We start from the raw sequence: 25,995 nt of genomic DNA on the forward strand, positions 1-25,995 counted from the left end.
TGCCGGGGCGAGCCGGCCACCGGGTCGCGGAGGGGTCGCGGAGGGGTCGCGGAAGGGGACGCGGGAGTTTTCCACAGGTGCGCCGACCGGGTTGGCCAATTGTCCGCGGCGTCTGGAACGCTTGAGGCATGGAAATTCTCTGGGTCCTGATCGCGCTGGTCATGCTCGGCTTCGTGCTGCTCCCGGTCATGCGGCGCCGCCGGGGCATGATCGAGCAGGTCCCACCGGGCCACCCGGACGCCGCGGACCCCGCGAACTACGGCTTCGTACGCGAGGAGGAGCTGGACGTGCGCATGCCCGGCCCCGACCAGGACCTGCTGGACGTCCTGGACCTGGTGCAGCGCACACAGGACTACCGCGCGGCCTCCCAGTTGCTCGCCGGCACGGAGGCGGAGGGCGAGCTGCGCTGGCAGCGTGTGCAGGCCTTCGCGGGTGCCGCGTCGCTGGAGCTGCAGCAGCGGCCGGGCGGGGTCAGCGAGACGCCGGGCGGGCAGTGGCTGCGGGTGTGGCGGGCCGAGCAGCCCAAGGACGCGGGCGGGGCGGCCGTACACGCGGAGTTCCTGGCGCAGCAGGCGTGGCGGACGGCGACGCGGGGCACGGACGAGTTCCGGATCATCATGGAGGAGGCGAGGGCGGCCTGCGGCGACGCGGCGCTGCTCGCCCCCGGCGACCCGGTGCCGTACATCGTCGAGCTGTCGGTGGCGCGCGGACTGACCTGTCCGCAGCCGGAGTTCGAGCAGCTGTGGCTGAAGATCCTGGACCGCGCCCCGGCGCACATGGGCGCGCATCTGGCCGCGCTGCACTACTGGTGCGAGAAGTGGCACGGCTCGCGGCAACTGGCGTACTCCTTCGCCGAGTCCGCGGCGGCGAGGGCGCCGCAGGGCTCGCTGCTGGCCGCCATGCCGCTGTTCGCGGTGTTCGAGCACCTGCCCGAGGTGAACCTGGTCAGCGGCTTCTACCAGAGCGAGGTCGTCACGAAGGCGATCCACGGAGCGCTGCACGCGGTCCACTCGGCCCGCCCGGACGACCCGATGCTCGCGCACGTACGCCATCTGCTGGTGTTCTTCCTGGTCCGTGCCGAACGCTGGTCCGAGGCGATGAACCAGCTCATACACATCGACGGCCACGTCGGAGCCCTCCCCTGGACACTGTCCGCCGACCCGGCGGCGGAGTTCGCGGTGTACCGGGCACTGGCGGTGGCGGGCTACGAGGCGAACGGCGGCAGCCCGGCGACACTGCCCCAGTGACGGTGCGGTCGGCTGTGCGGCAGCCTTCGGAATCCCGGCCGACCGCCCCCTGTTGACGTGGGCGCACAGCCGAGTCGGGCCCCCTCTTGGAGACCGCATGTTCCTGTACAGCCGCACGCCCCAGCTGCCGACCCCCGAGCAGGCCCTGCGAGGCCGCACGGAACGCCCCTTCACCGTCCCCGACCGCCACACCGTCCTCGGCAACCCCCTCCTCGGCCCCTACCCCGACGGCCTGGAGATCGCCGACTTCGCGATGGGCTGCTTCTGGGGCGCCGAGCGCAAGTTCTGGCAGCTGCCGGCAGGGGTGTGGACGACACTGGTCGGCTACCAGGGCGGCTACACCGAGCATCCCGTCTACGAGGAGGTCTGCTCGGGCCTGACCGGCCACACGGAGGTCGTCCGCGTGGTCCACGACCCGAAGCTGATCTCCTACGAGCGCCTCCTGAAGACCTTCTGGGAGTCCCACAACCCCACCCAGGGCTTCCGCCAGGGCAACGACGTGGGCACCCAGTACCGCTCGGCGTTCTACACCCACACCCCGGCCCAGGCCCACGCGGCAACCGCCTCCCGCGAGACCTACCAAAAGGTCCTGACGGCTACGGGCCACGGCACGATCACCACAGAAATCCTCCCGTCCGACAACCGCCCCTTCTACCCGGCCGAGGCCTACCACCAGCAGTACCTCGACAAGAACCCGGCGGGGTACTGCGGGGTCGGTGGGACGGGGGTCAAGCTGAGTGACCCGTTCGAGACGAACTGGGGGGCGTCGTGCCCGACGGGCATCGCTCCGGCGCCGGAGGGCACGGACATGTAGCGTGTGCGGCAGGTCTGACGCGGATGCCGTGGCACCGGCGATTCCCACGGTGCTGCGGCCGGCGGTCTCCGTCTCGGTGACCGGCCGTCGAAAATCGGTGGCCGCCCGAACCGGCCGTCATCACGCTGTACGCCATGGAACAACCGCAACACGAGATCCGTGCGGCCTACGTGGACTCCACGATCACCGTCTACCAGGCGTACTCCCCGGAAATCGGCCTGCCCGCCGTCCAGGAGGGCCGTTTTCCCGCCGCGTGGAAGCGCGACAGGATGACGTGGATCAAGCCGTCGTTCCTGTGGATGATGTACCGATGCGGCTGGGGCGCCAAGGAGGGACAGGAGACCGTCCTCGCGGTCGAGATCAGTCGTGACGGTTTCGAATGGGCGCTGCGTCACGCGTGCCTGTCGAGCTATGTCCGCGGGATACACCCCGACCGGGCCGCCTGGCAGCGTCAGCTGAAGCGCGCGCCCGCTCGCGTGCAGTGGGACCCCGAGCGGGATGTGCGCATGCAACCCCTGCCGTACCGGTCTCTGCAACTCGGCCTCTGCGGTGAGGCAGCACGACGCTACGCGGACGAGTGGACAGTCTCCATCCGCGACGTGACCCCGCTCGCTCACGAGATACGCGACCTGGTCGACGGGGGCGATCTGGACTCCGCCGCCCAGCGCCTGCCCCCAGAACGGCCCTACCCCGTCCAGGGCGACCTTCTTGCAAGGCATCCGATGGACGACGCTCGCGTACGACGACGCACCTGACCCCGAACTCCACAGCTGCACGCACCTCTACGCCGACCGCCGCCACTGGCGTCCGGGCGCGCTCGACGGCATCCTCCGCGAAGTGGCAGACGACGTACTCAACGGAGTGATCATCACCGACAGCCGACTCAGCCGTCTGCACCATCCCTGTGACGGCGGCGCAGACGTCATCGCGACAAGCCCCGAAGAACGCGACCGCCTGCGCGACAACCACCGCGACTGGCTGCCCGCAAACCCAACCGGCCTGTAACGCTCGGCCAGATCGAGCGGGCGGACAGCCCCGTCGGTCGAAGTGGCGCTGTTCGCCGAGTGCGCTGAACGTCATGGCATCGTTGCGACTACAGGCGTTGTCACAGGTGATCCACGGCCTGGATCATGCGTGCCATGTCGTACCTCTTCGTGCTCCCGACCGTGGCTTTGCTCTTGCTGCTGTGGCGGAGCGGGTCAGGCCTGCTTCGGATGGGGGGTGCCATCTGGGTACGGGTCCGTTTCGACCCGGCGGATTACGGGCTGCCCTCCCGGGAGGAGCTCGACGTGGAGCATGCCGGTCCTCCCCTGCCCCCTGACCGTGCCAAGGCGATCGATGCGGTGGCGCATGCGGCGGGGAGCGGTGACTGGCGATCCGCGGCCTCGTACGTGGAGGGAGCCGGGCGGGACTGGGACGAACGCTGGTCCCGGCTGGAACTCTTGGTGCACCTGGCCGACAAGGACGACGCATGGCTGCGTGACTGGCGCGCGGCCGAGCCGAAGGACTGCGTGGCCGCCACTGTCCACGCGCAGTTGTTGCTCCAGGGTGCCTGGTCCGTGCGCGGTACGGGATATGCGCACACCGTGTCCCCCGACCTCATGTCCCGTTTCCGGGCACTGCTCCGGGAGACGATGGACGCTGCCGAGAAAGCGGCCACGCTCGACGCCGACGACCCCGGGCCGTGGGTCGTGATGATCACCGCCGCGCGCGGACTGCGCTTCGAGCACGACCGTTTCCAGAGAGTCTGGTTGGAGCTCTTCAAACGCGCGCCCCACCACTACATGGGCCACCGGCAGGCGTTGGAGTACTGGTGCGCGAAGTGGGCCGGGTCCCACAAGCTGATGATGGACTTCGCCGAACGCGCCGTGCACCGGGCACCCGCTGGAAGCCCCCTTGCCGGTATCTATCTGCACGCCCTGGACGAACTCGCTTCCCGGCCGCGGGACGCCACCCTCCCGTCCACACCTGCAGCCAAGGAGATGCTGGAGAGCATCGCACACTCATTCGACCAGGTCATCGACGACTACGAGCGACTTCCCCGGTTGCGTCACCTGTTGGCCCACTACCTGGTAGAGGCTCAGTGCTACGACACCGCGTTGGAACAGTTCCGGCGCCTCGGTCCATGGTGCGGCGCGGAGCCCTGGACGAGACATCGCAGTCCGGCAAGGGCGTTCGACCTGACCCGGGGCATCGCCGCGAGACGGTCCCGGCAGGTCGTGGAGGCCGACACATCCGGCAACGGGCCCAATGGCTAGAGGAGTCGGCTGGGACTCGACTCGCGCAGCTCACGTCCCGGACTCAGCGGGGGGGATCATGGGTGCGTGACGAAGTGGACGAAGGACGGGGGGCCGGTCGGCCGGCCGGTTCCTGAGCCGGGGCTTTCCCCGTACCAGCAGGCTATGAGGAGAAGACTCCTCGCCGCCCCGGTGGTAGAGGCGCCCGCGCCCTGGCTGCGCGTGGCGTACGCCCCGGTCGGTGGCCTTCTCGGGATCGGCTTCGCCTCGCACCCCGACACCGGCCAGGACCTGGTGATGGTTGTCTCGCACGACGGCCACGGGCTCTTCGACGCCGTCACGGGGGAGAAGATCGCGCGGGACCGTGACCCGGACGCCGAAGACGACAACCGTGACGCGGATCCCGCCGAGTGGTGTCGTGGGCTGGGACCCGTCGCCGGAAGCAGGGTCCGTATCGCAGGGCTCTTCGGCGGAGGACTGCACACCTCCGGCGGAGACGGTTGGAAGCTCGAGGTCGTTGCCCCGGCCTGGCCGAACGAGCGGGTCCTGCTCTCACGCGACGGCGGTCTGCCGCACTCCGGTCCGCACGGGGAGCACTGGTGGCACATCTTCCACTCCCACTACTCCGAACTCCGTGCCGCCGGATTCTCGCCCTCCGGGCAGACGATCGCAGTAGCGACGAGCAGCGATCTGTCCCTCTGGACTGCTGACCGCACCCGTTAGCGGAAGGGGGGAAGCCGCTCCGGGTTGCCTGACGGAGCCGCCCGCCACAAATTCGGTTGCCGTCGCGGCCGTACATGCGGGCTAATGCCACCCATGGCCGACATCGAGGGCTCGTACGACGAACTGTTCACCGCGGTCCCCAACGCGCTGGGCGCGCTGCTGGACGCCGGGGACACGGGCGGCTCGGTGGCCGTCTTCGTGGACGGTGAGCCGGTGGTGGACGTGTGGGGCGGGTTCGCCGACAAGGAGCGCACCGTGGCGTGGGGGCGGGACACCCTCGTCGGCGTCTTCTCGGTGACCAAAACGATGACGGCGCTGTGCGCACTGGTCCTCGCGGACCGCGGCGAGCTGGACGTGGACGCGCCGGTGGCCCGGTACTGGCCGGAGTTCGCCGCGGCCGGCAAGGACGGCGTGCTGGTACGGCATCTGCTGTCGCACACCGCCGGGCTGCCCGACTGGGAGGGGCCGGTCGAGGAGATCTACGACTGGCCGGCCGCCACCGCGCGGCTCGCCGCGCAGGCTCCGCTGTGGGAGCCGGGCAGCGCGGCCGGCTACCACTCGCTCACCCAGGGGTTCCTGGTGGGGGAGGTGATCCGGCGGGTCAGCGGCCGGAGCGTCGGCGAGTTCTTCGCCGAGGAGATCGCCGGGCCGCTGGGCGCGGACTTCCACATCGGGCTCGGCCCCGAGCACGATCACCGCGTGGGCCCCGCCGTTCCGCCGCCGTCGCGGGACGAGGACTACGCCGCGAGCGCGCCGGGCGGGCCCGAGGTGCCCACCGCGGCGACCGCGATCCGCCTCCGGGACGGCAACAGCCTGGCCTGGCGGCGGGCGCAGATCCCCGCGGCGAGCGGCTTCGGCAACGCCCGCTCGGTCGCCCGCGTCCAGTCGGTACTGGCCTGCGCGGGGACCGTGGACGGGGTGCGGGTGCTGTCGCCCGCGGGGTGCGAGCGCGCGGTGGCGGAGCAGTTCAGCGGCGACGACCTGCGCCTGGGCATGCCGATGCGGTGGGGCCTGGGGTACGGACTGTTCGGCGGCACCTACGGATGGGGCGGCTGGGGCGGCTCCCTCGTCATGATCGACCCCGGGGCGCGGATGGTGGTCGCCTACGTGACCAACCAGATGCGTGAACCCGGGGACGACAACCGGGGGCTGGAGATCGTCATGTCCGCGTACGACGGGGTGCAGGGGCTACGGGCCTGAGTCCACCGCAGCCGCACGCCGGCCTCACCACGGCGCCGCCTCACCACGGCACCGGCGTCCCGTCCCAGGAGAAGAACCGCCCCGTCGGCCCGTCGTCGGGCAGCAGCGCCAGGCGTACGGCTCCCTCGGCGCCCTCCGCCGGGTCGCCGCCCACGGCCTTCGCGCCCGGCACCAGGTCGGTGGCGCGCAGGCCGGGGGCGAGGGCGTTGACCTTGAAGCCCTCTTCGGCGAGTTCCTGGGCGTGGAGCAGGGTGAGGAGGTTGAGGGCGGACTTGGAGGCGCGGTAGGCGGCGGAGCCCGGACGGCCGGGAGTGAACTGGGGGTTGGACCGGGTGCTCCAGGTCAGTGAGGACGGGCCGCTGGAGACGTTGACGATGCGCGGGTGCGCCGAGCGGCGCAGGGCCGGCAGAAGGGCGTTGGTCACCTCCAGGACGCCGATCACGTTCGTCTCGTACGCACGGCGGAACTCCTCCGCGCCGGACTCCGTCGGCGGGGCGAGGGAGGGGTTGATGCCCGCGTTGTTGACCAGGACGTCCAGGTGCTCCACGTGGGCGGCGGCCTTGGCGACGGAGTCGGGGTCGGTGACGTCGAGGACCAGCGGACGGGCCCGGTCGCCGATCTCCTCGACGGCCCGCCGGCCGCGCCCGGCGTCCCGCGCGCCCACGTACACGGTGAACCCCTCGGCCGCGAGCCGCCCCGCAATATGGCGGCCGATTCCCTTGTTGGCACCCGTGACGAGTGCGGTGCGATCGTTCATGCCGACCACGGTCCTCCGGTGGGTACGGGTCTGCCAGGGACGACCCGTACCAGGCAGCGGGCGGGCCGGGGGTTCGCCGAAGGAGGTGGGCGGGTGCCGAGGCAGGAGTTGGCGCGGTTCCTGCGGGAGCGGCGCGCGGGTCTGCGGCCACGGGACGTGGGGCTGCCGGACGGCGTGCCGCGCCGCACGCCGGGGCTGCGGCGCGAGGAGCTGGCGGAGCTGGCCCATATGTCGGTCGACTACTACGTACGGCTCGAACAGGCCCGTGGGCCCCGGCCGTCGGCGCGGATCCTGGACGGGCTCGCGGGGGCGCTGCGGCTCAGTCCCGCCGAGCGCGACCACCTCTTCCGGCTGGCCGGGTCGGCGGCGCCGCCGGGTGCGGGTCCGGTGCGGAGCGTACGCCCGCATGTGGCGCGGATGCTGGAGCGGCTGCCGGAGACGGCGGCGATCGTGACGGACGCGGCGTACGGGCTCGTCGCCTTCAATCCGCTGGCGCAGGCGGTGTTCGGCGGTGATCTCGGTCGCGGGACGACGAACCTGGCCCGGCGGCGCTTCCTGGGCGAGGGGCGGATGTACGACAGTTCCAGCGCCGAGGAGTTCGGGCCCATCGTGGTGGCACGGCTGCGCAGGGCCGCCGACCGGTATCCGCACGATCCCGGGCTCGCCGCCCAGCTGGGTCAACTGCGGGCCGGCAGCGCGGAGTTCCGGGCGCTGTGGGAGGAGCGGCCGGTGCACGCGCCCGGTCACCGCACCAAGACCGTCGACCACCCGGCCGTGGGCCGCCTCCACCTCAACTGCGACGTCCTGCTCGTCCCCGAGGACGACCAGGAGGTCGTCCTGATCACAGCGGACCCGGGCTCCCCGTCGTCCCGCGCCCTGCGTCATCTGGCAGCCGGGCGCGGGTGAGCCTGCCGTGGCGACCGGAGCGGCGGGAGCCCCGCGTGCAGGGCCCCCGCCGCCTCAGCCACGGCCCTCTGCGTCAGATCGTCGACGCGTCGATCACGAAGCGGAAGCGGACGTCGCTGGAGAGGACCCGCTCGTACGCCTCGTTGATCTCGTCCGCGCGGATCAGCTCGATCTCTGCGCCGAAGCCGTGCTCGGCGCAGAAGTCCAGCATCTCCTGGGTCTCCTGGATGCCGCCGATGCCGGACCCGGCGAGGGTCTTGCGGCCGCCGATCACCGAGAACAGGTTGAGCTTGACGGGCTCCTCGGGGGCGCCGACGTTCACGAAGGCGCCGTCCGTCTTGAGCAGGGACAGGAACGCGTCCAGGTTCAGCGGGGCCGAGACCGTGGAGAGGATCAGGTCGAACGTGCCCTGGAGGTCCTGGAAGGTCTGCTCGTCGCTGGTCGCGTAGTAATGGTCGGCGCCCAGCTTCAGGCCGTCGTCCTTCTTGCGCAGGGACTGCGAGAGCACCGTGACCTCGGCGCCCAGCGCGTGCGCGATCTTGACGCCCATGTGGCCGAGGCCGCCCATGCCGAGGATCGCGACCTTCTTACCGGGGCCCGCGTTCCAGTGGCGCAGGGGCGAGTACGTGGTGATGCCGGCGCACAGCAGCGGGGCGGCCACGTCCAGGGAGAGGCCGTCGGGGATGCGGACGACGTAGTTCTCGTCGACGACGATCTTCTCGGAGTAGCCGCCGTAGGTGGGCTCGCCGTCCTTGCCGATCGCGTTGTACGTGCCCACGCCGCCCTTGAGGCAGTACTGCTCCAGGCCGGCCCGGCAGTTCTCGCACTCGCGGCAGGAGTCGACCAGGCAGCCGACGCCCACGCGGTCGCCGACCTTGTGCCGGGTGACGCCGGAGCCGACCGCGGAGACGACGCCCGCGATCTCGTGACCGGGGACCATCGGGAAGATGGCCTCGCCCCAGCCCTCACGGGCCTGGTGGATGTCGGAGTGGCAGATACCGGCGAACTTGATGTCGATCAGGACATCGAACTCACCGACCTCGCGGCGCTCGATGGTGGTGCGCTCCAGGGGAGCCTTCGCCGCGGGGGCGGCGTATGCGGCAACGGTGGTCATGCCGGGGATTCTCCTAAGCGAAGTTCGCGCCCGGCTGCCTTCTGTCGTTCCGTCCGGGCACGGTGATCAGCATGCCCCGTCCCGGCCGGTCCACCCAGGCCACACTTCTGCGTACGTCCGGTGGTCCTACCACTGGCGGGGTCAGGCTGCTGGGCGTACGACCGTGAATACTTGCCGTATGGACGAACAGCCCGAGGCCGTACAGGGGGCCGGCGGCGCCCTGGACCGGCGTGCCGAGCTCAGCGAGTTCCTGCGCACCCGGAGGGCCCGGCTGAAGCCGGAGGACGTGGGACTGCCAGACTTCGGCCGGCACCGGCGGGTGCCGGGGCTCAGGCGTGAGGAGCTGGCACAGCTCGCCGGGGTCTCCGTGGCGTACTACACCCGGCTCGAGCAGGGCAACGGGCGGAACGTGTCGGCGGAGGTGCTGGACTCGATCGCGCGGGCGCTGCGGCTGAGCGACGCCGAGCACAACCACCTCACGCACCTGGCCAAGCCGAAGCAGCACAAGAAGAAGCCCGCGGCCCGGACCGAACAGGTGCGCAGCGCGCTGCGGCAGCTGCTGGACACGATGGACGGGGTGCCGGCGTACGTCTCGGGGCGGCGCGGGGACATCCTCGCCTGGAACCGGATGGCCGCGGCCGTCTTCGGCGACTGGGGGGAGCTGCCGGCCCAGCAGCGGAACTGGGCGCGGCTGGTGTTCCTGACGCCCGAGTACCGCGATCTGTTCGTGGAGTGGGAGCAGAAGGCGAGCGACATCGTCAGCTTCCTGCGCATGGAGGCGGGCTGCTACCCCGACGACCCGCGGCTGTCCGCGCTGGTGGGCGAACTCTCCGTGAAGAGCGAGGAGTTCCGGCGGCTGTGGGCCACGCACGACGTCCGGGAGAAGAGTTACGGCGTCAAGCGGCTGCGGCATCCGCTGGTGGGCGATCTGACGCTCAACTACGAGTCCTTCCGGCTGGCCGACGACGACGGGCAGGCGATGACGACGTACCACGCGGAACCGGGCTCCCCCTCGGCCGAGGCCCTGCGGCTGCTGGCCAGTTGGGGCGCGGACGCGACCCGCGCGGGCCGGGTCAGCCCCGATACGGCGGCATGACCCCCACCCCCACGATGCAGGCGCGGCGAGAGCCCCGCCGGAGGCTGCACCTCCGGCGGGGCTCTCGCTGACGGCTCACGCGCCCGTCGAGCGACTCACTCGCCTCGCGAACGGCTCACTTGCCGTAGTACGCGTTGTAGATCGAGATCGTCGACTTGTTGTTCTTCTTGTCGGTGATCTTGGCGTGGAACGAGATGGCCTGGCCCTTCGCCGGGTTCTTCACGGTGATCTTGCCGTGGACCACCTTGACCTGCTTCCAGGTCTGGCCGTAGTCGTACGACACGTACACCGTCAGGGACTTGAGGTTGCTGCCCTTGGCCGCGCCCTCGACGGTGACCGGGACGGAGACCGTCCTGCCGGCCGGCACCCGGTTGTCGAGGCCGGTCGTGGCGTTGAAGCGGACCGTGGACGCCGGCAGCGTGGCCACCGTGCCGGCGGCCGGCTTCTTGGAGCGGAACGTCCAGCTGGCGTCGATGCGGGTGGAGGCCGCGGCGACGTGGACGCTGCGCTTGACCGAGGTCGTCAGCCGGTACTCGGCGTCACCGGAGGGGACCTTGAACTCCTTCTGGCCGAACAGCGGGTCGTCGTTGGAGCCGACCTTGGTGCCGTTGCGGTAGAGGGTCGTGGTGACCCCGGTGAAGTCCGAGGAGCCCGCGTGGCCCGCGCCGTCGGAGAACAGCGGGATGTAGCCGTAGATGCTGTTGCCGTCGCGGAAGACGCCGTAGTAGGTGTTCAGGTGCGGGCCGAAGACCGCCGTGTTGAAGGTCTTCGTGTACTTCTGGCCCGCCTTGAACGTCTGCGCGTCACCCAGCGTGTAGTACGCCTCCGGGATCGGGAAGCCGTCCTGGTCGTGGCCCTTGAACTGCGAGAAGTCCCATGACCACTGGATCTTGTCGGACGTCGACAGGTACAGCGTGCGGGCGCCGGGCAGCTTCTGCTCGATGCCGTTGAAGATGACGACGTCGTCGGGGAACTCGCCCAGCGGCATCAGCGCACCGGTCTTGCCGACGGCGCCCGAACCGAGGTTGTTGCGCACCGTGGCGAGCTCGCTCGCCTTGAAGTGGCGGACCTTGTCGCCCTGGATCTTCTTGACGTTCGCGGTGGTCGCCACGTCGTACTCGGCGTCCGTGCCCTTGGCCCACTGGCCGTTCCAGGTCTGGTGCAGGCCCGTGACGTCGCCGCCCAGCGGCGCCATGCGCAGGTCGGCGAAGGACTGCAGACCGAGTCCGATGCCGATGCCCGCCGGGTCGTAGCTGTACCCGATCATGGCGAGCTGCGGTTTGGCCTGGGCGTCCGGCACGGTGATGTCGGCCGCCTTGGTCGTGCGGGCGTCGATGGTCACCGTGGTGTTCTTGGTGACGGACAGCTTCGGCTGGACCAGCCAGTCGACGCCGCCCTGGAAGTTCACCAGGTCCTTGGCGATCCAGGCGTCCAGCAGGTAGTTGCCCTTGGGCAGGCGCATGGTCGTGGTGCCGGTGTCCGAGAGGGTCACCTGGTAGCCACGGCCCTCGGCCAGTCCCGAGTAGCCGAGCAGGGCGGTGTTGTAGTTGCCGGTCGGCTGGCCGTCCCGGTCGATGTGCTTGATCGTGACGTCGTACGACTCGACCTCACGCTGCACGGCCGCGGCCGTACGGACCGTCTGGCCGCCGCCCGTCGCCGTCACGTACGCGGAGTACGCGCCGTCGAGCGTGCCGCCGAGCTTGGTGTTGACGGTCAGGTCGACGGAGGCCTTGCCGCCCGCCGGGACGGTCACCTTGGTCGCGGCCAGCTTGAAGAAGCCGGCCGGAGCGGCCTGGCCCTTGGGGTTGGTCGCGGCGGCCGCCAGGTTCAGCGTGACGTCCTTGGTGCCGAGGTTGCGGTAGGTCACCTGCTTGGTGACCGGCTTGTCGTCGGTGTGCGGCCACTGCTGCACCCCGAAGCTCACCGACACCGGGTCGGCGATCACGGTCTGCTGGATGGCCTTGTCGACGGCGATACGGCCCGAACCCTGCTGGAACGGCGTGTACTTGCCGCCCTTCGCGGAGCCCGTCAGGGCGCCCTTGAGCTCGGAGAACTTCCAGTCCGGGTGCTCCTGCTTCAGGATCGCCGCGGCGCCCGCGACATGCGGGGTCGCCATCGACGTGCCGGAGATGGTCAGGTAGCCGGGCGGGTTCTCGCCGACCTCCTGGTCGATGACGCTGCCCGGGGCCGCGGCGGCCGTGATGTCCACGCCGGGGGCGGTGACGTCGGGCTTGATGGTGCCGTCGACCGTCGGACCGGTGGAGGAGAAGTCGGCCAGCTTGTCCTTGTCGTCGACGGCGCCGACGGTGAGGGCGTCCTCGGCGCTGCCGGGCGAACCGATCGACTCCGGGCCGTCGTTGCCCGCGGCGATCGCGAAGAGGATGCCCTTCTCCTCGGACAGCTTGTTGACCTCGGCCTCGAGCGGGTCGATACCGGGGGTGTCCTGGCCGCCCAGGCTCAGGTTGACGATGTCGGCGCCCTGCTCGGCCGCCCACTCCATGCCGGCGAGGATGCCCGAGTCGTCACCGGAGCCGGTGTCGTCCAGGACCTTGCCGTTGAGGATCTTGGCGCCGGGCGCCACGCCCTTGTACTTGCCGTGGGACTTGGCGCCGGTGCCCGCGGCGATGGACGCGACGTGCGTGCCGTGGCCGAAGTGGTCGTCGGCGTCGGCCGCGGTGGAGAAGTTCTTGGCGGCGATCACCTGGGTCTTGAGGTCCGGGTGGTCGGCGTCGACACCGGTGTCCAGGACGGCGATCTTGACGCCCTTGCCGGTGTAGCCCTTGGCCCAGGCGGTGGGTGCGCCGATCTGCGGCACGGACTTGTCGAGGCTGGCCTTGCGGGTGCCGTCGAGCCAGACGTGCGCGATGCCGGAGGCCGTACGGTCGCCGTTGGTGACGGCGTCCCACAGCTCGGGCGTCTCCTTGACCGGGGTCTGCACGGCGTCCGCGTTGAGGGCCTTCAGGGTCCGGCGCAGGGTGCCCGCGTCACGGACGTCGGCCTTGGCCGTCCTCGCCGCGCCCTGGTAGCCGACGATGACCTTCAGGCCCTTGGCCTGGGACTTGCGGGTGGCGGACTTGTTGAGCTCGGTGATGTCGAACAGCCGCTGGTCGAGTTTGCCGGTGGCGACCAGCCGGGCCGCGTCGGCCGGGACGACGAGCGTGTGCCCGTCGGCCTTGCGGAACTGCACGGGTATGTGTTCGCGCCCCTTGGCCCGCTCCAGGCCGACGACGCGCCCCTTGGCGTCGACGACGACCCGGTCGCCGGTGATCAGGGTGATGCGGTGCTGGGACGCGAGTGAGGACTTCGAGGCCGCGCTCGGATGCTCGGCCCTGGCCTGCGCCGGGCTGGTCATACCCGCCGCGAGGGCCACGGCGGCCGCCGTCGCCACGGTGGCCGCGCATGCTCTCTTCACTTGTCTGCGCAAGTCTCCCCCTGGAGATGAAGTACCGGGCGAATTCCCCGTTCACCCGGCCGGGGGAACTACCGCACACACGCACGGACCCCCCGGGATACGCAGTATGCCGGGGGGTGATCAGCGAGCTCAAGAGATGAGAGAAGGGTAAGAGGAGCGGCCCGCCCACTGTTACGCGCCCGAGGGAAAGCCGTTACCGTTCCGTCGAGTTACGCGCCCGCGTTCTCTTTGACCGTGATCCTTCCCTTGCGGATCGTCGCCAGCCGCGGGGCCTTCCGCGCGATCGCGGAGTCGTGGGTGACCATGATGAACGTCAACCCCAGCTCCTTCCACATCCGTTCGAGCACCTCCATGATCTCGTCGCGCATCGACTCGTCGAGGTTTCCGGTGGGTTCGTCGGCGAGCAGCACCTTCGGCTGCTTGACGAGCGCGCGGGCGATGGCGACGCGCTGCTGCTGACCGCCGGACATCTCCGAGGGCAGATGGGCGAGACGCTCACCGAGACCGACCGAACTCAGCGCCTCGGCGGCCCGCTCGCGCCGGTCCTTCCCCTTGACGCCGAGGGGTACGAGAGCGGTTTCCACGTTCTCCTGGGCGGTGAGCGTCGGGATGAGGTTGAAGCTCTGGAAGACGAAGCCGATGTTCTCGCTGCGGACCTTGGTCAGCCGGGCCTCGGACAGCTTGGCCAAGTCGGTGCCGTCCAGGACGACTTCGCCCTCGGTGGGCCGGTCGAGGCCGCCGAGCATCTGCAGCAGCGTGGACTTGCCGCCGCCGGTGGGGCCCTGGATGACGAGACGGTCGCCGTCGCCGATGGTGAGGTCGACGCCGTCGAGGGCGTGGATGGTCTCCTTGCCCCGGGTGTAGCGCTTGGTGACGTTTCTGAGTTCGTACATGGGGTTGGCTCCTGGGTGGGGTTGGTGGTGGTACGGGTCCGGGGTCGGCTACTCGACGCGGCGCAGCGCGTCCGCCGGCCGCAGCCGGGACGCCCGCCAGCCGCCGAACGCGCCCGCGATCAGACCGCCCGCAACCGCCAGGGCCACCGCGATGGCCACCGTCGTGACACTCACCGGTGCCGTCAGGGCGACGTCGAGGGTCCTGGCAGCCGCCCGCCCCGGACCGCCGAAGCCGCCACCGCCACCTGGACCGCCGCCGAAGCCGCCGCCTCCACCGCCACCGCCCAACTGCGCCTGCAGGGTGGGGCTGACGGCCGTCACGACGTACGCGCCGGCGAGACCCAGGGCGATACCGAGCGCACCGCCCAGCAGCCCGTTGACCATGGCCTCCCCGACGACCTGCCGGGTCACCCGGCCCGACCTCCAGCCCAGCGCCTTCAGCGTGCCGAACTCACGGACGCGCCGGGAGACGGCGGAGGAGGTGAGCAGACCGGCGACGAGGAAGGCGGCCACCAGCACCGCGATCGACAGCCACTTGCCGACGTTGGTGGCGAGGCTGGACGCCGTGGACAGCGAACCGGACACCGTGCTCGCGAGGTCGGAGGAGGTGGTGACCGTCGTACCGGAGACGTTCTTCTGGATCGTCGACTTGACGGCGGAGATCTGCTTCGAGTCGGTCGCCTTGACGTAGATCGTGGTGACCTTGTCCTTCTGGTCCGCGAGCGTCTGGGCCTCCTTCAGCGGCATGTAGAGGTTGGCCGCCGAGTCACCGCTGTCGGCCGTCGCGATACCGATGATCGTGAACTTGACGTTCTTGATCGTGACGGTGGAACCGACCTTGTACTTCTTCTCCTTGGCGAACGCGGAGTCGGCGACCAGCACCTTGGCGGAGGACTCCGTCGTCTTGAAGGTGCGGCCGCTGGTGATCTTCGACGAGGTCAGCGGGCCGAGCCCGCTCTGGGTGACGTCGGTGCCGTAGACCGTGTAGCTGTTGACGTCGAAGTTGGCGCCGCCGCCCTGCACCTCGCCCTGCGGCTGGCCGTTGCCGCCGCCCCGCTGGAAGCCGCCGCTGCCGCCGTTCTGCCGGAACTGCCCGCGGGTGAACTGGCCGCTGATCTTCACCACGTTGAGGCTGAGCCCGCCGACGGCCGACGAAACGCCCTTCTGGTCCGCCACCTTGGTGACGGTGGAGGAGGCGAGGGTCGTGAAGCCCTGCGGCATGATCCGGTCGCTGCTCTGCGTGGACTTGTCGTCGTTGCCCCGCGCGTCGAACTGGAAGCGCGGCCGCTGCGAGGTGCTCGTGGTCGGCGTCGCCGCCTTCGTGACCGTCATGTCCGTACCCAGGCCGTAGAGCGACTGGAGGACCTTGTCCTGGGCCTTCCCCATGCCGGAGGACACGGAGTTGACCACGATGACCAGCGCGATGCCCAGCGCGAGGCCGGAGGCGACGACGAGGGCCGCCTTTCTGCGGCGGCGCAACTCGCGCCTCAGGTAGGTGAAGAACATGGCCGCAAGGTAGGGACGGCGCGTGATGACTGGATAAGCCCGCCATAAGAGCTGCATGAGAAGCCTGTGGCCCGGCCCGGAACAGCCTCGGAAACACCGATGCCGCCCCTGGGGGCGGCATCGGAACGCTGTGGGCCGACGGTGCGTCAGACGGCCGAGCCGGCCTTCCACTGGGCCCAGCTCAGGTTCCAGCCGTTGAGGCCGTTGTCCGGCTGGACGATCTTGTCGCCGGTGTTGGAGACGACCACGACGTCACCGACGATCGAGTGCGTGTACATCCAGTACGCCGGAGTGCTGGTGTCGTTGGCGCCCTTGGTGTCGGACAGGCCCACGCAGCCGTGGCTGGTGTTGACGCTGCCGAAGACGGACTTCGCGCCCCAGTAGTTGCCGTGCAGGAAGGTGCCGGAGTTGGTGAGCCGGATGGCGTGCGGCACGTCCTTGATGTCGTACTCGGCCTTGCCGTCGTTGTCGGTGAAGCCGACGGTCGTGCCGTTCATCCGGGTCTGCTTGTACTTCTCGGACATCACCATGACGCCGTTGTACGTGGTGTGCTCCGGCGAACCGGCCGAGATCGGGATGGTCTTGATGACCTTGCCGTCCTGCGTGACCTTCATCTGCTTGGTCTTCGCGTCGACGTAGGAGATCTGGTTGCGGCCGATGTGGAAGGTGACCGTCTTCTGCTGCACGCCGTAGACGCCGCTCGCGCCCTCGACGCCGTCCAGCGCGAGCTTCAGCGTGACGGTCGAGTTCTCCTTCCAGTACTGCTCCGGGCGGAAGTCGAGACGGTTCGCGCCGAACCAGTGCCCGACGACCTCCTGGCCGCTGCTGGAGGTGACCGTGATGCCCTTCTGGACCGCGGCCTTGTTGGTGATCGACTTGTCGAAGTTGATCGACACCGGCATGCCCACGCCGACGGTGGTCCCGTTGTCCGGCGTGAAGGTGCCTATGAAGCTGTTGGCCGGGGAGACCGTGGTGAACGACGCGTTCTCGTGCGCGACCCGCCCGTCGGAGTCCTTGGCGGCCGCGGCGACCTTGTAGGTGGTCGAGCGCTCCAGCTGGGCGTTCGGCTTCCAGCTGGTCTTGTCCGCGGAGAGCGCGCCGGCGACGGCGGTGCCGTTCTCGGTCGTCATGCTCACGCTGGTGAGCGTGCCCTTGCTGACGGTGACCGCCGCGGAGTTGTTGATGGAGGCGTTGTCGGTGCCGTCCTTGGGCGTGATCTTGATGTCGGCCTCCGACGCCTTCTTGGCCGCCGCCTCGTCGGCCTTCGCCTGCGAGGTGTCGTTGTTCCCGCTGCCGGAGGCCTTGTCGCCACCGCCGCCGCCGGAACAGGCCGAGAGCACCAGAACCCCACCGAGCAGGGCGGACGCGACCGTCAGGCCCTTGCGCCGCCTACTGTTCGTCATCACACGCTTCTCCATCAGTCGCCGTATCCCCTGAAAACCCCGAGGGCCCCGTTTTACGAACCTCAGCGTTCACGAACCTCGCGTTCACGAACCTCAGCCCGTGACGAACTTCAGCCGTCAACGAACTTCAACGCTACGGCCGGTTTCACCCGTTCCACATTCCTCTGATGTGTGGGGCACACCACGTCCGCCGGGGCGGAGGGTGCGGATCACGGCCTGCGCGTCCCCTGAGACGACGAAACCCCGGCCGGCGGTTGCCGGCCGGGGTCACCGATGTCCCCGGGCCGCTCAGCCGACGCCGTCCTCCTCGTCGTCCTCCCGGACATCATCCTCGTCCAGGTCCCAGTCCGGCGAGTCCGGGTCGTAGTCGACGGGCTCGCTCGACCAGGAGGCCTGCGCGAGTTCCACCCCGGGCACCTCGCTCACCAGGTCGAACGGGTCGACGAGGTACGCGAGGGCCTCGGCAGTGTCTTCCGTCACAGCGCCCTCGGCGTGCGCCCGCTCGTCGTCGGGCATCTCCGGCTCGTCGGCGATCCGGCGCAGAGCCGCCTTCGTCACGGCGTCGGCGTTCTCCACCTCGAGGACGAGCTCCACCCGAAGGCGGACAAAACGTGATGTCTCTTCAGTGCTCATGGCGGGAGCGTACGGCGCTTGGCTCCCGTGACTTTCCCGTGACCCGCGCCTTTCACTAACATCGCCCCACACGGCCAATTAGCCAGCGCCACAAGGGGATCGATATTCCGTGTCATCCGCTCGCCGATCGTTGCTGACCGCCACCGCCGCGGGGACCCTCCTGGGCGCCCTGTGGTTCGTCCCGTCCGCCAACGCGTCACAGGACACACCGGCGAGAACGCAGCCCTCGGCGACCGCGACGACGCAGGCCAGGGTCACCTCGGCGCGGACCTCCGAGACGTCCGCGGACTCCGCGAACTCCGGTTCGGCGCAGGAGAACTCGGCGCAGGAGAACACCGAGCTCGCCGACACCGGAAGCATCGACACGACCCCGTACGTCGTCGGCGGAACGCTCTTCCTGACACTGGGTGCGGGCTTCGTCGTCTACTCGGTGCGCCGTGAACGCCTCGGCTTCTGACCTCACCTGACATCCGAGAAGGGGCCCCGCGTCGGCGAATTGCGAAGCGGGGCCCCTTCGGTACGCCTACTGAAGCGGCCCGGTGACCGTCTCGACGGCGGCCACCAGCTTCCCCTCCCGCACGAACGCGTCGGCGGCGGCCAGGTCGGGCGCCAGGAACCGGTCCGGGCCCGGACCCGCGACACCGGCGGCCCGTACGGCCTCGATGACGGCCCGCGAGGCGGGGGCCGGGGTCAGGCCCTCGCGCAACTCGACGGCGCGCGTGGCGGCGTACAGCTCGATGGCGACCACGCGCGCGAGGTTGTCCACGGCGGTGCGCAGCTTGCGCGCGGCCGACCAGCCCATGGAGACGTGGTCCTCCTGCATGGCGGAGGAGGGGATGGAGTCCGCCGACGCCGGTACGGCCAGCCGTTTCATCTCGCTCACCAGCGCCGCCTGCGTGTACTGGGCGATCATCAGCCCGGAGTCCACCCCGGCGTCGTCGGCGAGGAAGGGCGGCAGCCCGTGGCTGCGGTTCTTGTCGAGCAGCCGGTCGGTGCGGCGCTCGGCGATGGACGCCAGGTCGGCGGCGGCGATGGCGAGGAAGTCGAGGACGTAGGCCACGGGCGCGCCGTGGAAGTTGCCGTTGGACTCCACCCGGCCGTCCGGCAGCACGACCGGGTTGTCCACGGCCGACGCCAGTTCGCGCTCGGCCACCAGCCGGGCGTGCGCGACGGTGTCCCGGCCGGCGCCGGCGACCTGCGGGGCGCAGCGCACCGAGTAGGCGTCCTGGACGCGCGGGGCGTCGTCCTGGTGGTGCCCGGTGAGCTCGGAGCCCTTCAGCACCGCGAGCATGTTGGCGGCGGAGGCGCCCTGCCCCGGGTGCGGGCGGATGGCGTGCAGTTCGGGCGCGAGCACCTTGTCGGTGCCGAGCAGCGCCTCCAGGCTCAGCGCGGCGGTGACGTCGGCCGACTTGTAGAGGGTGTCGAGGTCGGCGAGGGCCATGACGAGCATGCCGAGCATGCCGTCGGTGCCGTTGAGCAGCGCGAGGCCCTCCTTCTCGCGGAGTTCGACGGGGGCGATCCCGTGTTCGGCGAGCAGGTCGCCGGCGGGCCGCACGGTCCCGTCCGGGCCCTCGGCCTCCCCCTCGCCCATGAGTGTGAGGGCGCAGTGCGACAGCGGCGCCAGGTCGCCGGAGCAGCCGAGGGAGCCGTACTCGTGGACGACGGGAGTGATGCCCGCGTTGAGCACGTCGGCCATGGTCTGCGCGACCTCGGGCCGGACGCCCGTGTGTCCCGAGCAGACGGTCTTGAGCCGCAGGAACATCAGGGCCCGTACGACCTCCCGCTCCACCCTCGGGCCCAGTCCGGCGGCGTGCGAGCGGACGATGTTGCGCTGCAGCTGAGCCCGGAGCTCCTGGCTGATGTGCCGGGTCGCGAGGGCGCCGAAGCCGGTGCTGACGCCGTAGACCGGCTCGGGCTTGGCCGCGAGCGCGTCCACGATCTCGCGGGCCGCGGCGAGTGCCGCGACCGCCTCCCCGGAAAGCTCGACGCGAGCGCCGCCGCGCGCCACGGCGAGAACGTCGGACGCGGTCACCCCGGACGTCCCCACCACCACAGTGTGCATATCCATATTCAGGAGCGTACGCAGTGAAGACAGAGATGTCACTAGCGGGGGGAGGTTACGACCCTTACACCCGGCGCCCCCGGAAGCGCCGCCGCTCCACGGCCCCCTCCTCGGCCGGCGCCGCGTCGGCCAGCCGTACGACGGGGTCGTCGGGGCCCTCGCGGCCGGCGATCACGGGCCTCGACGCCCGCTCGGCCTTGGCCTTGTACTGGGCCGCGTCCGCGAGCCGGAAGAGACGGCGGGCCGAGCGGACCGGACCGATGGGGTCCTCCGTGGACGCCACCCCGCAGGCCACGCCCTCGCCGAGCTCCAGCTCCGCCGCCCGGCGGCACAGCTCGTCGGCCGCCTTCACCACCTCGTCGGCGGACGGCCCGACCGCGAGCAGACAGAACTCGTCCCCGCCGAGCCGGGCGGCGAGCGCCCCCGGCAGCATCGCGCCGCACAGCGAGAGCACGGAGCCGAAGCGTTCGAGGAGCCGGTCGCCGACGGCGTGTCCGCGGGTGTCGTTGACCCGCTTGAGGCCGTTGAGGTCGCAGACGACGAGACTGACGACCGTGCCGTCCACGCGATGGCGCTCGACGGCCTCGTCGAGGCGCACGTCGACGGCGCGGCGGTTGGCGAGGCCGGTGAGCGCGTCGGTGTAGGCCAGCCGTCTCGCCTCCTCCAGCCGCTCCGCCTGGGCGATCCCGGCGGCGACGACGGCGGCCAGCACGGTGGCGAAGTCGGCGTCGGCCCGCTCGAAGACGGGCACCCCGAGGTTCCGCGCGACATACAGCTCGCCCCACGCCCGCCCGTTCAGCACGATCGGCGCGACCACACAGCTGCCCCGGCCGCGGCGGCGCAGTGCGGCGACGCGCTGATGGACGTAGCCGGGCCGGCGCCCCGCCGCCGGTCCCTCGGCCGTCTCCACCCAGGCGTTGGGCTCCCCGCCGCCCGCCCACCGCTCGTGCAGGAACTCGGTGATCTCGGGAAACTGGTGGACGGGATACGACTCGTCGTCCGGGAACTCGTCCTCCCCCGCGGTCCGCTCCCCCACGTTGACGAGGACCCGCAGCCGCCCCAGCTCCCGCTCCCACACCGACAGCGCGGCGAAACTCCCGCCCAGCGCGCGGCACGCGCCGCCGGCCGCGGCCCGCCACGCCTCGCGCGAGCCGTGCGCCGCCGCCATCCCCTGAGCCAAAGCGACGACGGCCGTGAGCCGCTTGTCCTCACCCATCACCCCAGGTTAGGGAGTTTTGTGGGGTTTCGTTCGATTGATGCGGCGGTGGGGTGACCGGGCGGCTGCGCGGAGTGAGGTCGCCGAGCGGCCCTACGGCATCCGGTCACTCACCGGGCCACTGGGGCTTCCGCTTCTCGTTGAACGCCGCCACTCCCTCCGCCCGGTCGCCCGAGAACGCCACCGACCGCCAGGCCGCGTCCTCGACCTCCAGCCCGGCCTTCAGGTCCAGCCCGTGCCCGAGCCGCAGGGCGCGCTTGGCCGCCCTGAGCCCGACGGGCGAGTTCGCGGCGATGCGGGACGCGAGGGCCAGCGCCTCCTCCGTGTCCCGCCCCGCCTCCACCAGCTGGTCCACGAGTCCCAGCTCCCGCGCCTCCGCCGCCTCCACACGCCGCGCCGTGAAGATCAGTTCGGCGGCCCGCGCGGCCCCGACCCGCCTCGGCAGCAGCTGCGTGCCCCCGCCGCCCGGGATGACCCCCACGGAGACCTCCGGCAGCCCCACCACGGCCGTACGGTCGGCCACGATCAGGTCGCAGGACAGGGCGAGTTCGAAGCCGCCGCCCAGTGCGAAGCCGTGCACGGCGGCGACGGTCGGCACGGGCAGTTCCAGTACGCCGGTGTAGGCGCCGCGGGCGACGGGCCGCTGCCGGACCAGATCGGCGTCGCTGAAGGAGTTCCGCTCCTTCAGGTCCGCGCCGACGCAGAAAGCGCGCTCGTGCGTGGAGGTCACCACGACAACCCGTACGTCCCGGTCGGCGCCCAGCGCGGCACAGGCCTCGGCGATGGACCGGGCCATCGCGGTGGAGACGGCGTTCATGGCCTTGGGCCGGTCGAGGGCGAGCTCCACGACATGCCCGCCGTCGCCGTGCCGCCGTACCAGCACGAACTCCCCGAACCGCTCCTCGCCCATGACACCCTCCGGTTAACGCGGGTTAACAACGCCTCGCCCGATCATCGCAGCCGGGTGCGCGGCGGGGGAAGGCCGGTTCCCGGGCCCGGGGCCGACAACCCGTTCGAGTGACATCCCGCCCAACTCCCCGCCCACCCCCCACAGCAGCGCATAACGTGCGTCCGCCACGGTGCACCGGGGGCGCGAACGCATCGGGGAGGACGCGATGAGGGAGCCGGAAACGACAGACCCGGCACGACACGGAGAACGGCCGAAACCGACGGCGACGGAACTCCGTAACGACCGACCGGGACCGACAGCGACCGGAGAGACAGCACCAGCGAGCCGGCAGCAATGGCACCGGACCGGCGAGACGCCACGGGCGAGCCGACCGCAAAGAACCCAGACCGGGGAGACGGCGAGGGCGGCGGAGCCGGAAGGACGGCGGAGCGGTGAGCCGGTCGGAGCGCCGACGGCGGGGGGACTCCGCACCACGCCCCCCGCCCACGGGCCACGCCCTGCCGGGTCGACCGGTTCCGCCGGCCCGGCGGGGCATACCGTCCCGACGGCCGACCCGTTCCCCGTTCCCGCCCCACAGGCCGCTCCCACCCCGCAGCCCGTTCGCTCCGCGCAGGCCACCCCCACCCCCGACGTCGAACTCCCCTCCGCCCGCCCCTTTCTCTTCGGATCCCGGATCCGGGGGCGGCACAGGCGGCCGCGGCCTCGGAAGGTGGTGTTCGCCGTCGGGGGGCTCGCGTTGGCGGCCGGGGCGTTGAGTCTGGTGCGGCTCACTCCCGAGGCCGGGGTCGGCGGGGGCGGGAGCGCGGAGGCCGAGCCGCGGCTGGACCCGGGCAGGGGGGCGGAGCAGGCCACCGACGCCGCCGCACCGACCGCCGGCCCCTCGGCCACCTCGGTGATGGGCGGGGTGAGTGCCACACCGTCGGCCACCTCGACGTCCGTGCCCGTGCCGACCGGCCCCTCGACGCGACCGATGTCCGCCGACCCCGCCGTGACCCCCGGCAGCACCACGATCCCCGAGGCGCCGAACACCCCGGCGCCGGAAACCACCGCGCCCCAGGCACCCCGCGAACCCGAGACGACACCGGCCGCCCCCGCCCCGCAGCCGACGCCCACGCCCAGCCGCAGCACGGCCCCGACGGCCACCCCGCGGCCCGGCAACCCCGGACTGTGCGTGCCGATCGTCGGGCTGTGCGTCGGCGGGTCGGGGCAGCACGGCTGACCCGAGGCGCCGTCGGCTAACCCGCTCCGCCCCTGCGGGTGAGCAGCCACGGCTCCACCACGCCCAGGCCACGCACCGGCCGCTGCCACATCGGCTGGAGGGCGAAACGGTAGACCGGGGGCTCCTCCCCCTCCTTCTCCGCCGTCGCCGCGGCCTCGGCCGCCTCCGCCTCGGAGGCGGGCGCCTCACCGGTGCGGATCAGTTCCTCCGCGAAGGCGCTGTCGACGAGGACGGCGTCCCGGGGGGCTATTGAGGTGAGCCGGGAGGCGAGGTTCACGGTCGTACCGAAGACATCGCCCATTCGGGTGGTCACCGTGCCGAAGGCGATGCCCACCCGCAACTCCGGCATCGTCTCGTCGTTCGCCATGGTCTCGATCAGCCGCAGCGCGATCTCGGCGGCCACGCCCGCGTCGTCGGCGGCGTACAGCACCTCGTCGCCCAGCGTCTTGATCAGCCGGCCGCCGTGCGCGGCGACCAGGTCCGCAGCCGTCGTCTCGAAGGCCTCGACCAGTTCGCCGAGCTCCTCCTCCTCCATCCGGCGGGTCAGCCGCGTGAACCCCACCAGGTCGGCGAACCCGACGGCGAGGCGCCGGTCGACCATCTCCTCGTCGTCCGCGGCCTGCACGACCCGCCCGGCGGAGGCCGCGAGCTGGCGGCGCCAGACGTAGACCAGGAACTCCTCCAGCTCGGGCAGGAGCAGCTCGACGATCGGGTACGTCACCTCGGTCCGGGTCATCCCCGGCTCCGGGGGCTCCGTCAGGCCCTCCAGGAAGGAGTCGATCTGCCACTCGGCGAGACGGGCCGTGGTCTGGCCGGTGGAGCGGGCCACCTGGACCGCCATGGCCTCGCTGAGCAGGCCCGCCTCGACCAGACCGGACAGCCGGCGCAGCGCCAGGACGTCGGCCTCCGTCAGCGCCTTGGCCTGCCCGATGTCGGCGAAACCCATCGCCCGCCAGAAGCGGGTCGCCAGCTCGACCGAGACGCCGGCGCTACGGGCCGCCTGGAAGGGCGTGTAGCGCCGCTCGGCACCCAGGATCAGGTGTTCGAGACGCAGGGCGAGCGGGTCCTCGCCGGAGTCGGCGGCGTGGGGGTCCACCCGGCCGTCCGCGTCCGAACCGGAGCCCGTGTCGTCGACGGTCACGCCTGCTGCCCTTCCGATCTGCCACGGTCAGGTATCGACCGGCCTTCACTCTACGGCAGCTGTGCGCTACCTCACTCCCGCGGAGCCGACGCTACGTCACCCGTACCGGCCCGGTGGCCCGCCTCGTTTGCGGGCCCCGTCCTCACAACGCCGCACGCGCCGTCTTTTCTCACGCCGGCCGCAGATGCACGATGTCTCCCGCTCCCACCGGCTCCTGGACGCCGTCCGCCGTGGCGATCACGAGCCGTCCGTCGCCGTCGACGGCCACCGCCTCCCCGGTGACCGACCGGTCCCCGGGCAGTTCGGCCCGTACGGTCCGGCCGAGCGTCGCGCAGCCCGCCGCGTACGTCTCCTGCAGACCGCTTTCCGCGGGGTCGCCGCCGGCCTCCCGCCAGCGCCCGTACCACTCCTCCAGGGCCCGCAGCACGGCCCGCAGCAGCGGATCCCGGTCCGTACTCACCGCTCCGGCCAGCGCCAGCGACCCCGCGGCGGGGACCGGCAGCTCGTCCTCCCGCAGGGTCACGTTGATGCCGACGCCGATGACCACCCCGTCCGCCCCGGCGCGCTCGGCCAGGATGCCGCCGGCCTTGCGTTCCTCACCGGCGATGGAGACCAGCAGGTCGTTGGGCCACTTGAGTGCGGTGTCGACTCCCGCAGCACGCGCCAGCCCGGTCGCCACCGCCACACCGGTCAGCAGCGGCAGCCAGCCCCAGCGGGCCACCGGCACCTCGGCCGGATTCAGCAGCACGGAGAAGAACAGGCCCGAGCGGGCCGGTGCCGTCCACTGGCGGTCCAGGCGGCCCCGCCCCGCGGTCTGCTCCTCGGCGACCAGGACCCAGCCCTCGGCCGCCTTGCCGGCCGCCGCCAGGGCGACCAGGTCGGAGTTGGTGGAGCCGGTGGCGCGCACCACGTCCAGTTCCCGCCACAGCCCGCCCTCCCGCACGAGCCCGCGGCGCAGCGCCACGGCGTTGAGGGGAGGCCGTTCCAGATCGGACCAGCGGCTGTCGTCTGATGCATCTTGCGGCGTCATGCAAGCCACCCTAGGTGTGTGAAACGCCGCACTGCTGATTCGTAGGGTCACCACTACTCTACGGATGAGTAACCGTCCCCCTTTTGAGCAGGCAGGGAGCCGCGATCCCGATGTCCGAGCCGGAAGCGATCGACATTCACACCACCGCGGGCAAGCTCGCGGATCTCCAGCGTCGTATTGACGAGGCGACGCATGCCGGCTCCGCGCGCGCCGTCGAGAAGCAGCACGCCAAGGGCAAGCTGACGGCCCGTGAGCGCATCGAACTCCTCCTCGACGAGGGGTCGTTCGTGGAGCTGGACGAGTTCGCCCGGCACCGCTCCACGAACTTCGGCCTGGAGGCCAACCGGCCCTACGGCGACGGCGTGGTCACCGGTTACGGCACGGTCGACGGCCGCCCGGTCGCGGTGTTCTCCCAGGACTTCACGGTCTTCGGCGGCGCCCTGGGCGAGGTCTACGGGCAGAAGATCGTCAAGGTG

Annotated in this window: 24 protein-coding genes; 12 read left to right on the forward strand and 12 right to left on the reverse strand. The window is 71.1% G+C overall.

Translation table 11 applies throughout. From position 1 onward, the window contains the following. Positions 1-128 precede the first annotated feature (128 nt). The 7 genes from MKW14_RS14260 to MKW14_RS14290 all read left to right on the forward strand — a co-directional run bounded on the left by MKW14_RS14260 (position 129) and on the right by MKW14_RS14290 (position 6,221). Positions 129-1,247 (forward strand): hypothetical protein, encoded by a 1,119-nt coding sequence (locus MKW14_RS14260; protein WP_240862802.1) that lies wholly within the window; start codon positions 129-131, stop codon positions 1,245-1,247. Between the two features lie 97 nt (positions 1,248-1,344). Next, positions 1,345-2,061: a peptide-methionine (S)-S-oxide reductase MsrA gene (msrA, locus tag MKW14_RS14265; RefSeq protein WP_240862804.1), complete on the forward strand. Its 717-nt coding sequence runs from the start codon at positions 1,345-1,347 to the stop codon at positions 2,059-2,061. A 134-nt stretch (positions 2,062-2,195) separates the two neighbouring features. Further along, a complete protein-coding gene (locus MKW14_RS14270) occupies positions 2,196-2,816 on the forward strand; it encodes a DUF4291 domain-containing protein (protein WP_240862806.1) in 621 nt (206 codons plus the stop codon). Further along, positions 2,770-3,066 (forward strand): DUF3885 domain-containing protein, encoded by a 297-nt coding sequence (locus MKW14_RS41790; protein WP_441349308.1) that lies wholly within the window; start codon positions 2,770-2,772, stop codon positions 3,064-3,066. Before MKW14_RS14270 ends, MKW14_RS41790 begins: the two co-directional genes overlap by 47 nt. A gap of 284 nt (positions 3,067-3,350) precedes the next feature. Continuing rightward, positions 3,351-4,319 carry a hypothetical protein gene (locus tag MKW14_RS14280; RefSeq protein WP_240862810.1) on the forward strand — a complete coding sequence of 323 codons (969 nt, stop codon included), beginning with the start codon at positions 3,351-3,353 and terminating at the stop codon, positions 4,317-4,319. Positions 4,320-4,463: 144 nt separating this feature from the next. Then, complete coding sequence (locus MKW14_RS14285; protein ID WP_240862813.1) at positions 4,464-5,021, forward strand: hypothetical protein; 558 nt, start codon at positions 4,464-4,466, stop codon at positions 5,019-5,021. 93 nt (positions 5,022-5,114) lie between these two features. Further along, complete coding sequence (locus MKW14_RS14290) at positions 5,115-6,221, forward strand: serine hydrolase domain-containing protein (RefSeq protein WP_240862815.1); 1,107 nt, start codon at positions 5,115-5,117, stop codon at positions 6,219-6,221. A gap of 40 nt (positions 6,222-6,261) precedes the next feature. Here MKW14_RS14290 and MKW14_RS14295 read toward each other — a convergent pair whose 3' ends face one another. Continuing rightward, positions 6,262-6,978: an SDR family oxidoreductase gene (locus MKW14_RS14295; RefSeq protein WP_240862816.1), complete on the reverse strand. Its 717-nt coding sequence runs from the start codon at positions 6,976-6,978 to the stop codon at positions 6,262-6,264. A gap of 93 nt (positions 6,979-7,071) precedes the next feature. Here MKW14_RS14295 and MKW14_RS14300 point away from each other — a divergent pair, with 93 nt between their 5' ends. Beyond that, a complete protein-coding gene (locus tag MKW14_RS14300) occupies positions 7,072-7,884 on the forward strand; it encodes a helix-turn-helix transcriptional regulator (protein ID WP_240862818.1) in 813 nt (270 codons plus the stop codon). A 73-nt stretch (positions 7,885-7,957) separates the two neighbouring features. Here MKW14_RS14300 and MKW14_RS14305 read toward each other — a convergent pair whose 3' ends face one another. Then, positions 7,958-8,998, reverse strand: coding sequence for an NAD(P)-dependent alcohol dehydrogenase (locus MKW14_RS14305; RefSeq protein ID WP_240862819.1), 1,041 nt, complete (start codon positions 8,996-8,998; stop codon positions 7,958-7,960). 178 nt (positions 8,999-9,176) lie between these two features. Between MKW14_RS14305 and MKW14_RS14310 the strand changes: the two genes are divergently transcribed. Then, positions 9,177-10,094: a helix-turn-helix domain-containing protein gene (locus MKW14_RS14310; protein WP_240862821.1), complete on the forward strand. Its 918-nt coding sequence runs from the start codon at positions 9,177-9,179 to the stop codon at positions 10,092-10,094. A 115-nt stretch (positions 10,095-10,209) separates the two neighbouring features. Here MKW14_RS14310 and MKW14_RS14315 read toward each other — a convergent pair whose 3' ends face one another. From MKW14_RS14315 to MKW14_RS14335, 5 genes are all read right to left on the reverse strand, one after another. Continuing rightward, positions 10,210-13,446, reverse strand: a complete 3,237-nt coding sequence (locus MKW14_RS14315) for a S8 family peptidase (RefSeq protein WP_276620559.1) — start codon at positions 13,444-13,446, stop codon at positions 10,210-10,212. Positions 13,447-13,715: 269 nt separating this feature from the next. Next, positions 13,716-14,399 (reverse strand): ABC transporter ATP-binding protein, encoded by a 684-nt coding sequence (locus tag MKW14_RS14320; protein ID WP_240862824.1) that lies wholly within the window; start codon positions 14,397-14,399, stop codon positions 13,716-13,718. A gap of 48 nt (positions 14,400-14,447) precedes the next feature. Beyond that, positions 14,448-15,905: an ABC transporter permease gene (locus MKW14_RS14325; protein ID WP_240862826.1), complete on the reverse strand. Its 1,458-nt coding sequence runs from the start codon at positions 15,903-15,905 to the stop codon at positions 14,448-14,450. A 146-nt stretch (positions 15,906-16,051) separates the two neighbouring features. Then, the gene (locus MKW14_RS14330; RefSeq protein ID WP_240862828.1) at positions 16,052-17,308 is read right to left on the reverse strand and encodes a L,D-transpeptidase; all 1,257 of its coding nucleotides are present in this window, start codon (positions 17,306-17,308) and stop codon (positions 16,052-16,054) included. 288 nt (positions 17,309-17,596) lie between these two features. Then, positions 17,597-17,941, reverse strand: a complete 345-nt coding sequence (locus tag MKW14_RS14335) for a hypothetical protein (RefSeq protein WP_240862830.1) — start codon at positions 17,939-17,941, stop codon at positions 17,597-17,599. A 109-nt stretch (positions 17,942-18,050) separates the two neighbouring features. On the opposite strand from MKW14_RS14335, the gene MKW14_RS14340 reads away from it, so the two are divergent. Continuing rightward, positions 18,051-18,398, forward strand: coding sequence for an LPXTG cell wall anchor domain-containing protein (locus tag MKW14_RS14340; RefSeq protein ID WP_240862832.1), 348 nt, complete (start codon positions 18,051-18,053; stop codon positions 18,396-18,398). 66 nt (positions 18,399-18,464) lie between these two features. On the opposite strand, the gene hutH is transcribed toward MKW14_RS14340, so the two are convergent. The 3 genes from hutH to MKW14_RS14355 all read right to left on the reverse strand — a co-directional run bounded on the left by hutH (position 18,465) and on the right by MKW14_RS14355 (position 22,129). Next, the gene (gene hutH / locus MKW14_RS14345; protein ID WP_240862872.1) at positions 18,465-20,003 is read right to left on the reverse strand and encodes a histidine ammonia-lyase; all 1,539 of its coding nucleotides are present in this window, start codon (positions 20,001-20,003) and stop codon (positions 18,465-18,467) included. Positions 20,004-20,067: 64 nt separating this feature from the next. After that, on the reverse strand, positions 20,068-21,219 hold the full coding sequence (locus tag MKW14_RS14350) for a GGDEF domain-containing protein (RefSeq protein WP_240862834.1): 1,152 nt from the start codon (positions 21,217-21,219) through the stop codon (positions 20,068-20,070). Between the two features lie 106 nt (positions 21,220-21,325). Then, on the reverse strand, positions 21,326-22,129 hold the full coding sequence (locus MKW14_RS14355) for an enoyl-CoA hydratase/isomerase family protein (protein WP_240862836.1): 804 nt from the start codon (positions 22,127-22,129) through the stop codon (positions 21,326-21,328). Positions 22,130-22,841: 712 nt separating this feature from the next. Here MKW14_RS14355 and MKW14_RS14360 point away from each other — a divergent pair. Next, entirely contained in the window at positions 22,842-23,348 is a 507-nt protein-coding gene (locus MKW14_RS14360) for a hypothetical protein (protein ID WP_240862838.1), read from the forward strand. A gap of 16 nt (positions 23,349-23,364) precedes the next feature. Here MKW14_RS14360 and MKW14_RS14365 read toward each other — a convergent pair whose 3' ends face one another. Both MKW14_RS14365 and MKW14_RS14370 read right to left on the reverse strand, forming a co-directional pair. After that, positions 23,365-24,489, reverse strand: a complete 1,125-nt coding sequence (locus MKW14_RS14365; protein ID WP_240862840.1) for an adenylate/guanylate cyclase domain-containing protein — start codon at positions 24,487-24,489, stop codon at positions 23,365-23,367. Positions 24,490-24,658: 169 nt separating this feature from the next. Continuing rightward, positions 24,659-25,519: a biotin--[acetyl-CoA-carboxylase] ligase gene (locus MKW14_RS14370; protein ID WP_240862842.1), complete on the reverse strand. Its 861-nt coding sequence runs from the start codon at positions 25,517-25,519 to the stop codon at positions 24,659-24,661. Between the two features lie 110 nt (positions 25,520-25,629). Here MKW14_RS14370 and MKW14_RS14375 point away from each other — a divergent pair. Next, positions 25,630-25,995, forward strand: a 366-nt coding sequence (locus MKW14_RS14375) for a carboxyl transferase domain-containing protein (protein ID WP_276620448.1), incomplete at its 3' end; no start/stop codon positions are given.

Origin of the sequence: Streptomyces gilvus, from assembly GCF_022513565.1 — a bacterium.
GTDB lineage: Bacteria > Actinomycetota > Actinomycetes > Streptomycetales > Streptomycetaceae > Streptomyces > Streptomyces gilvus.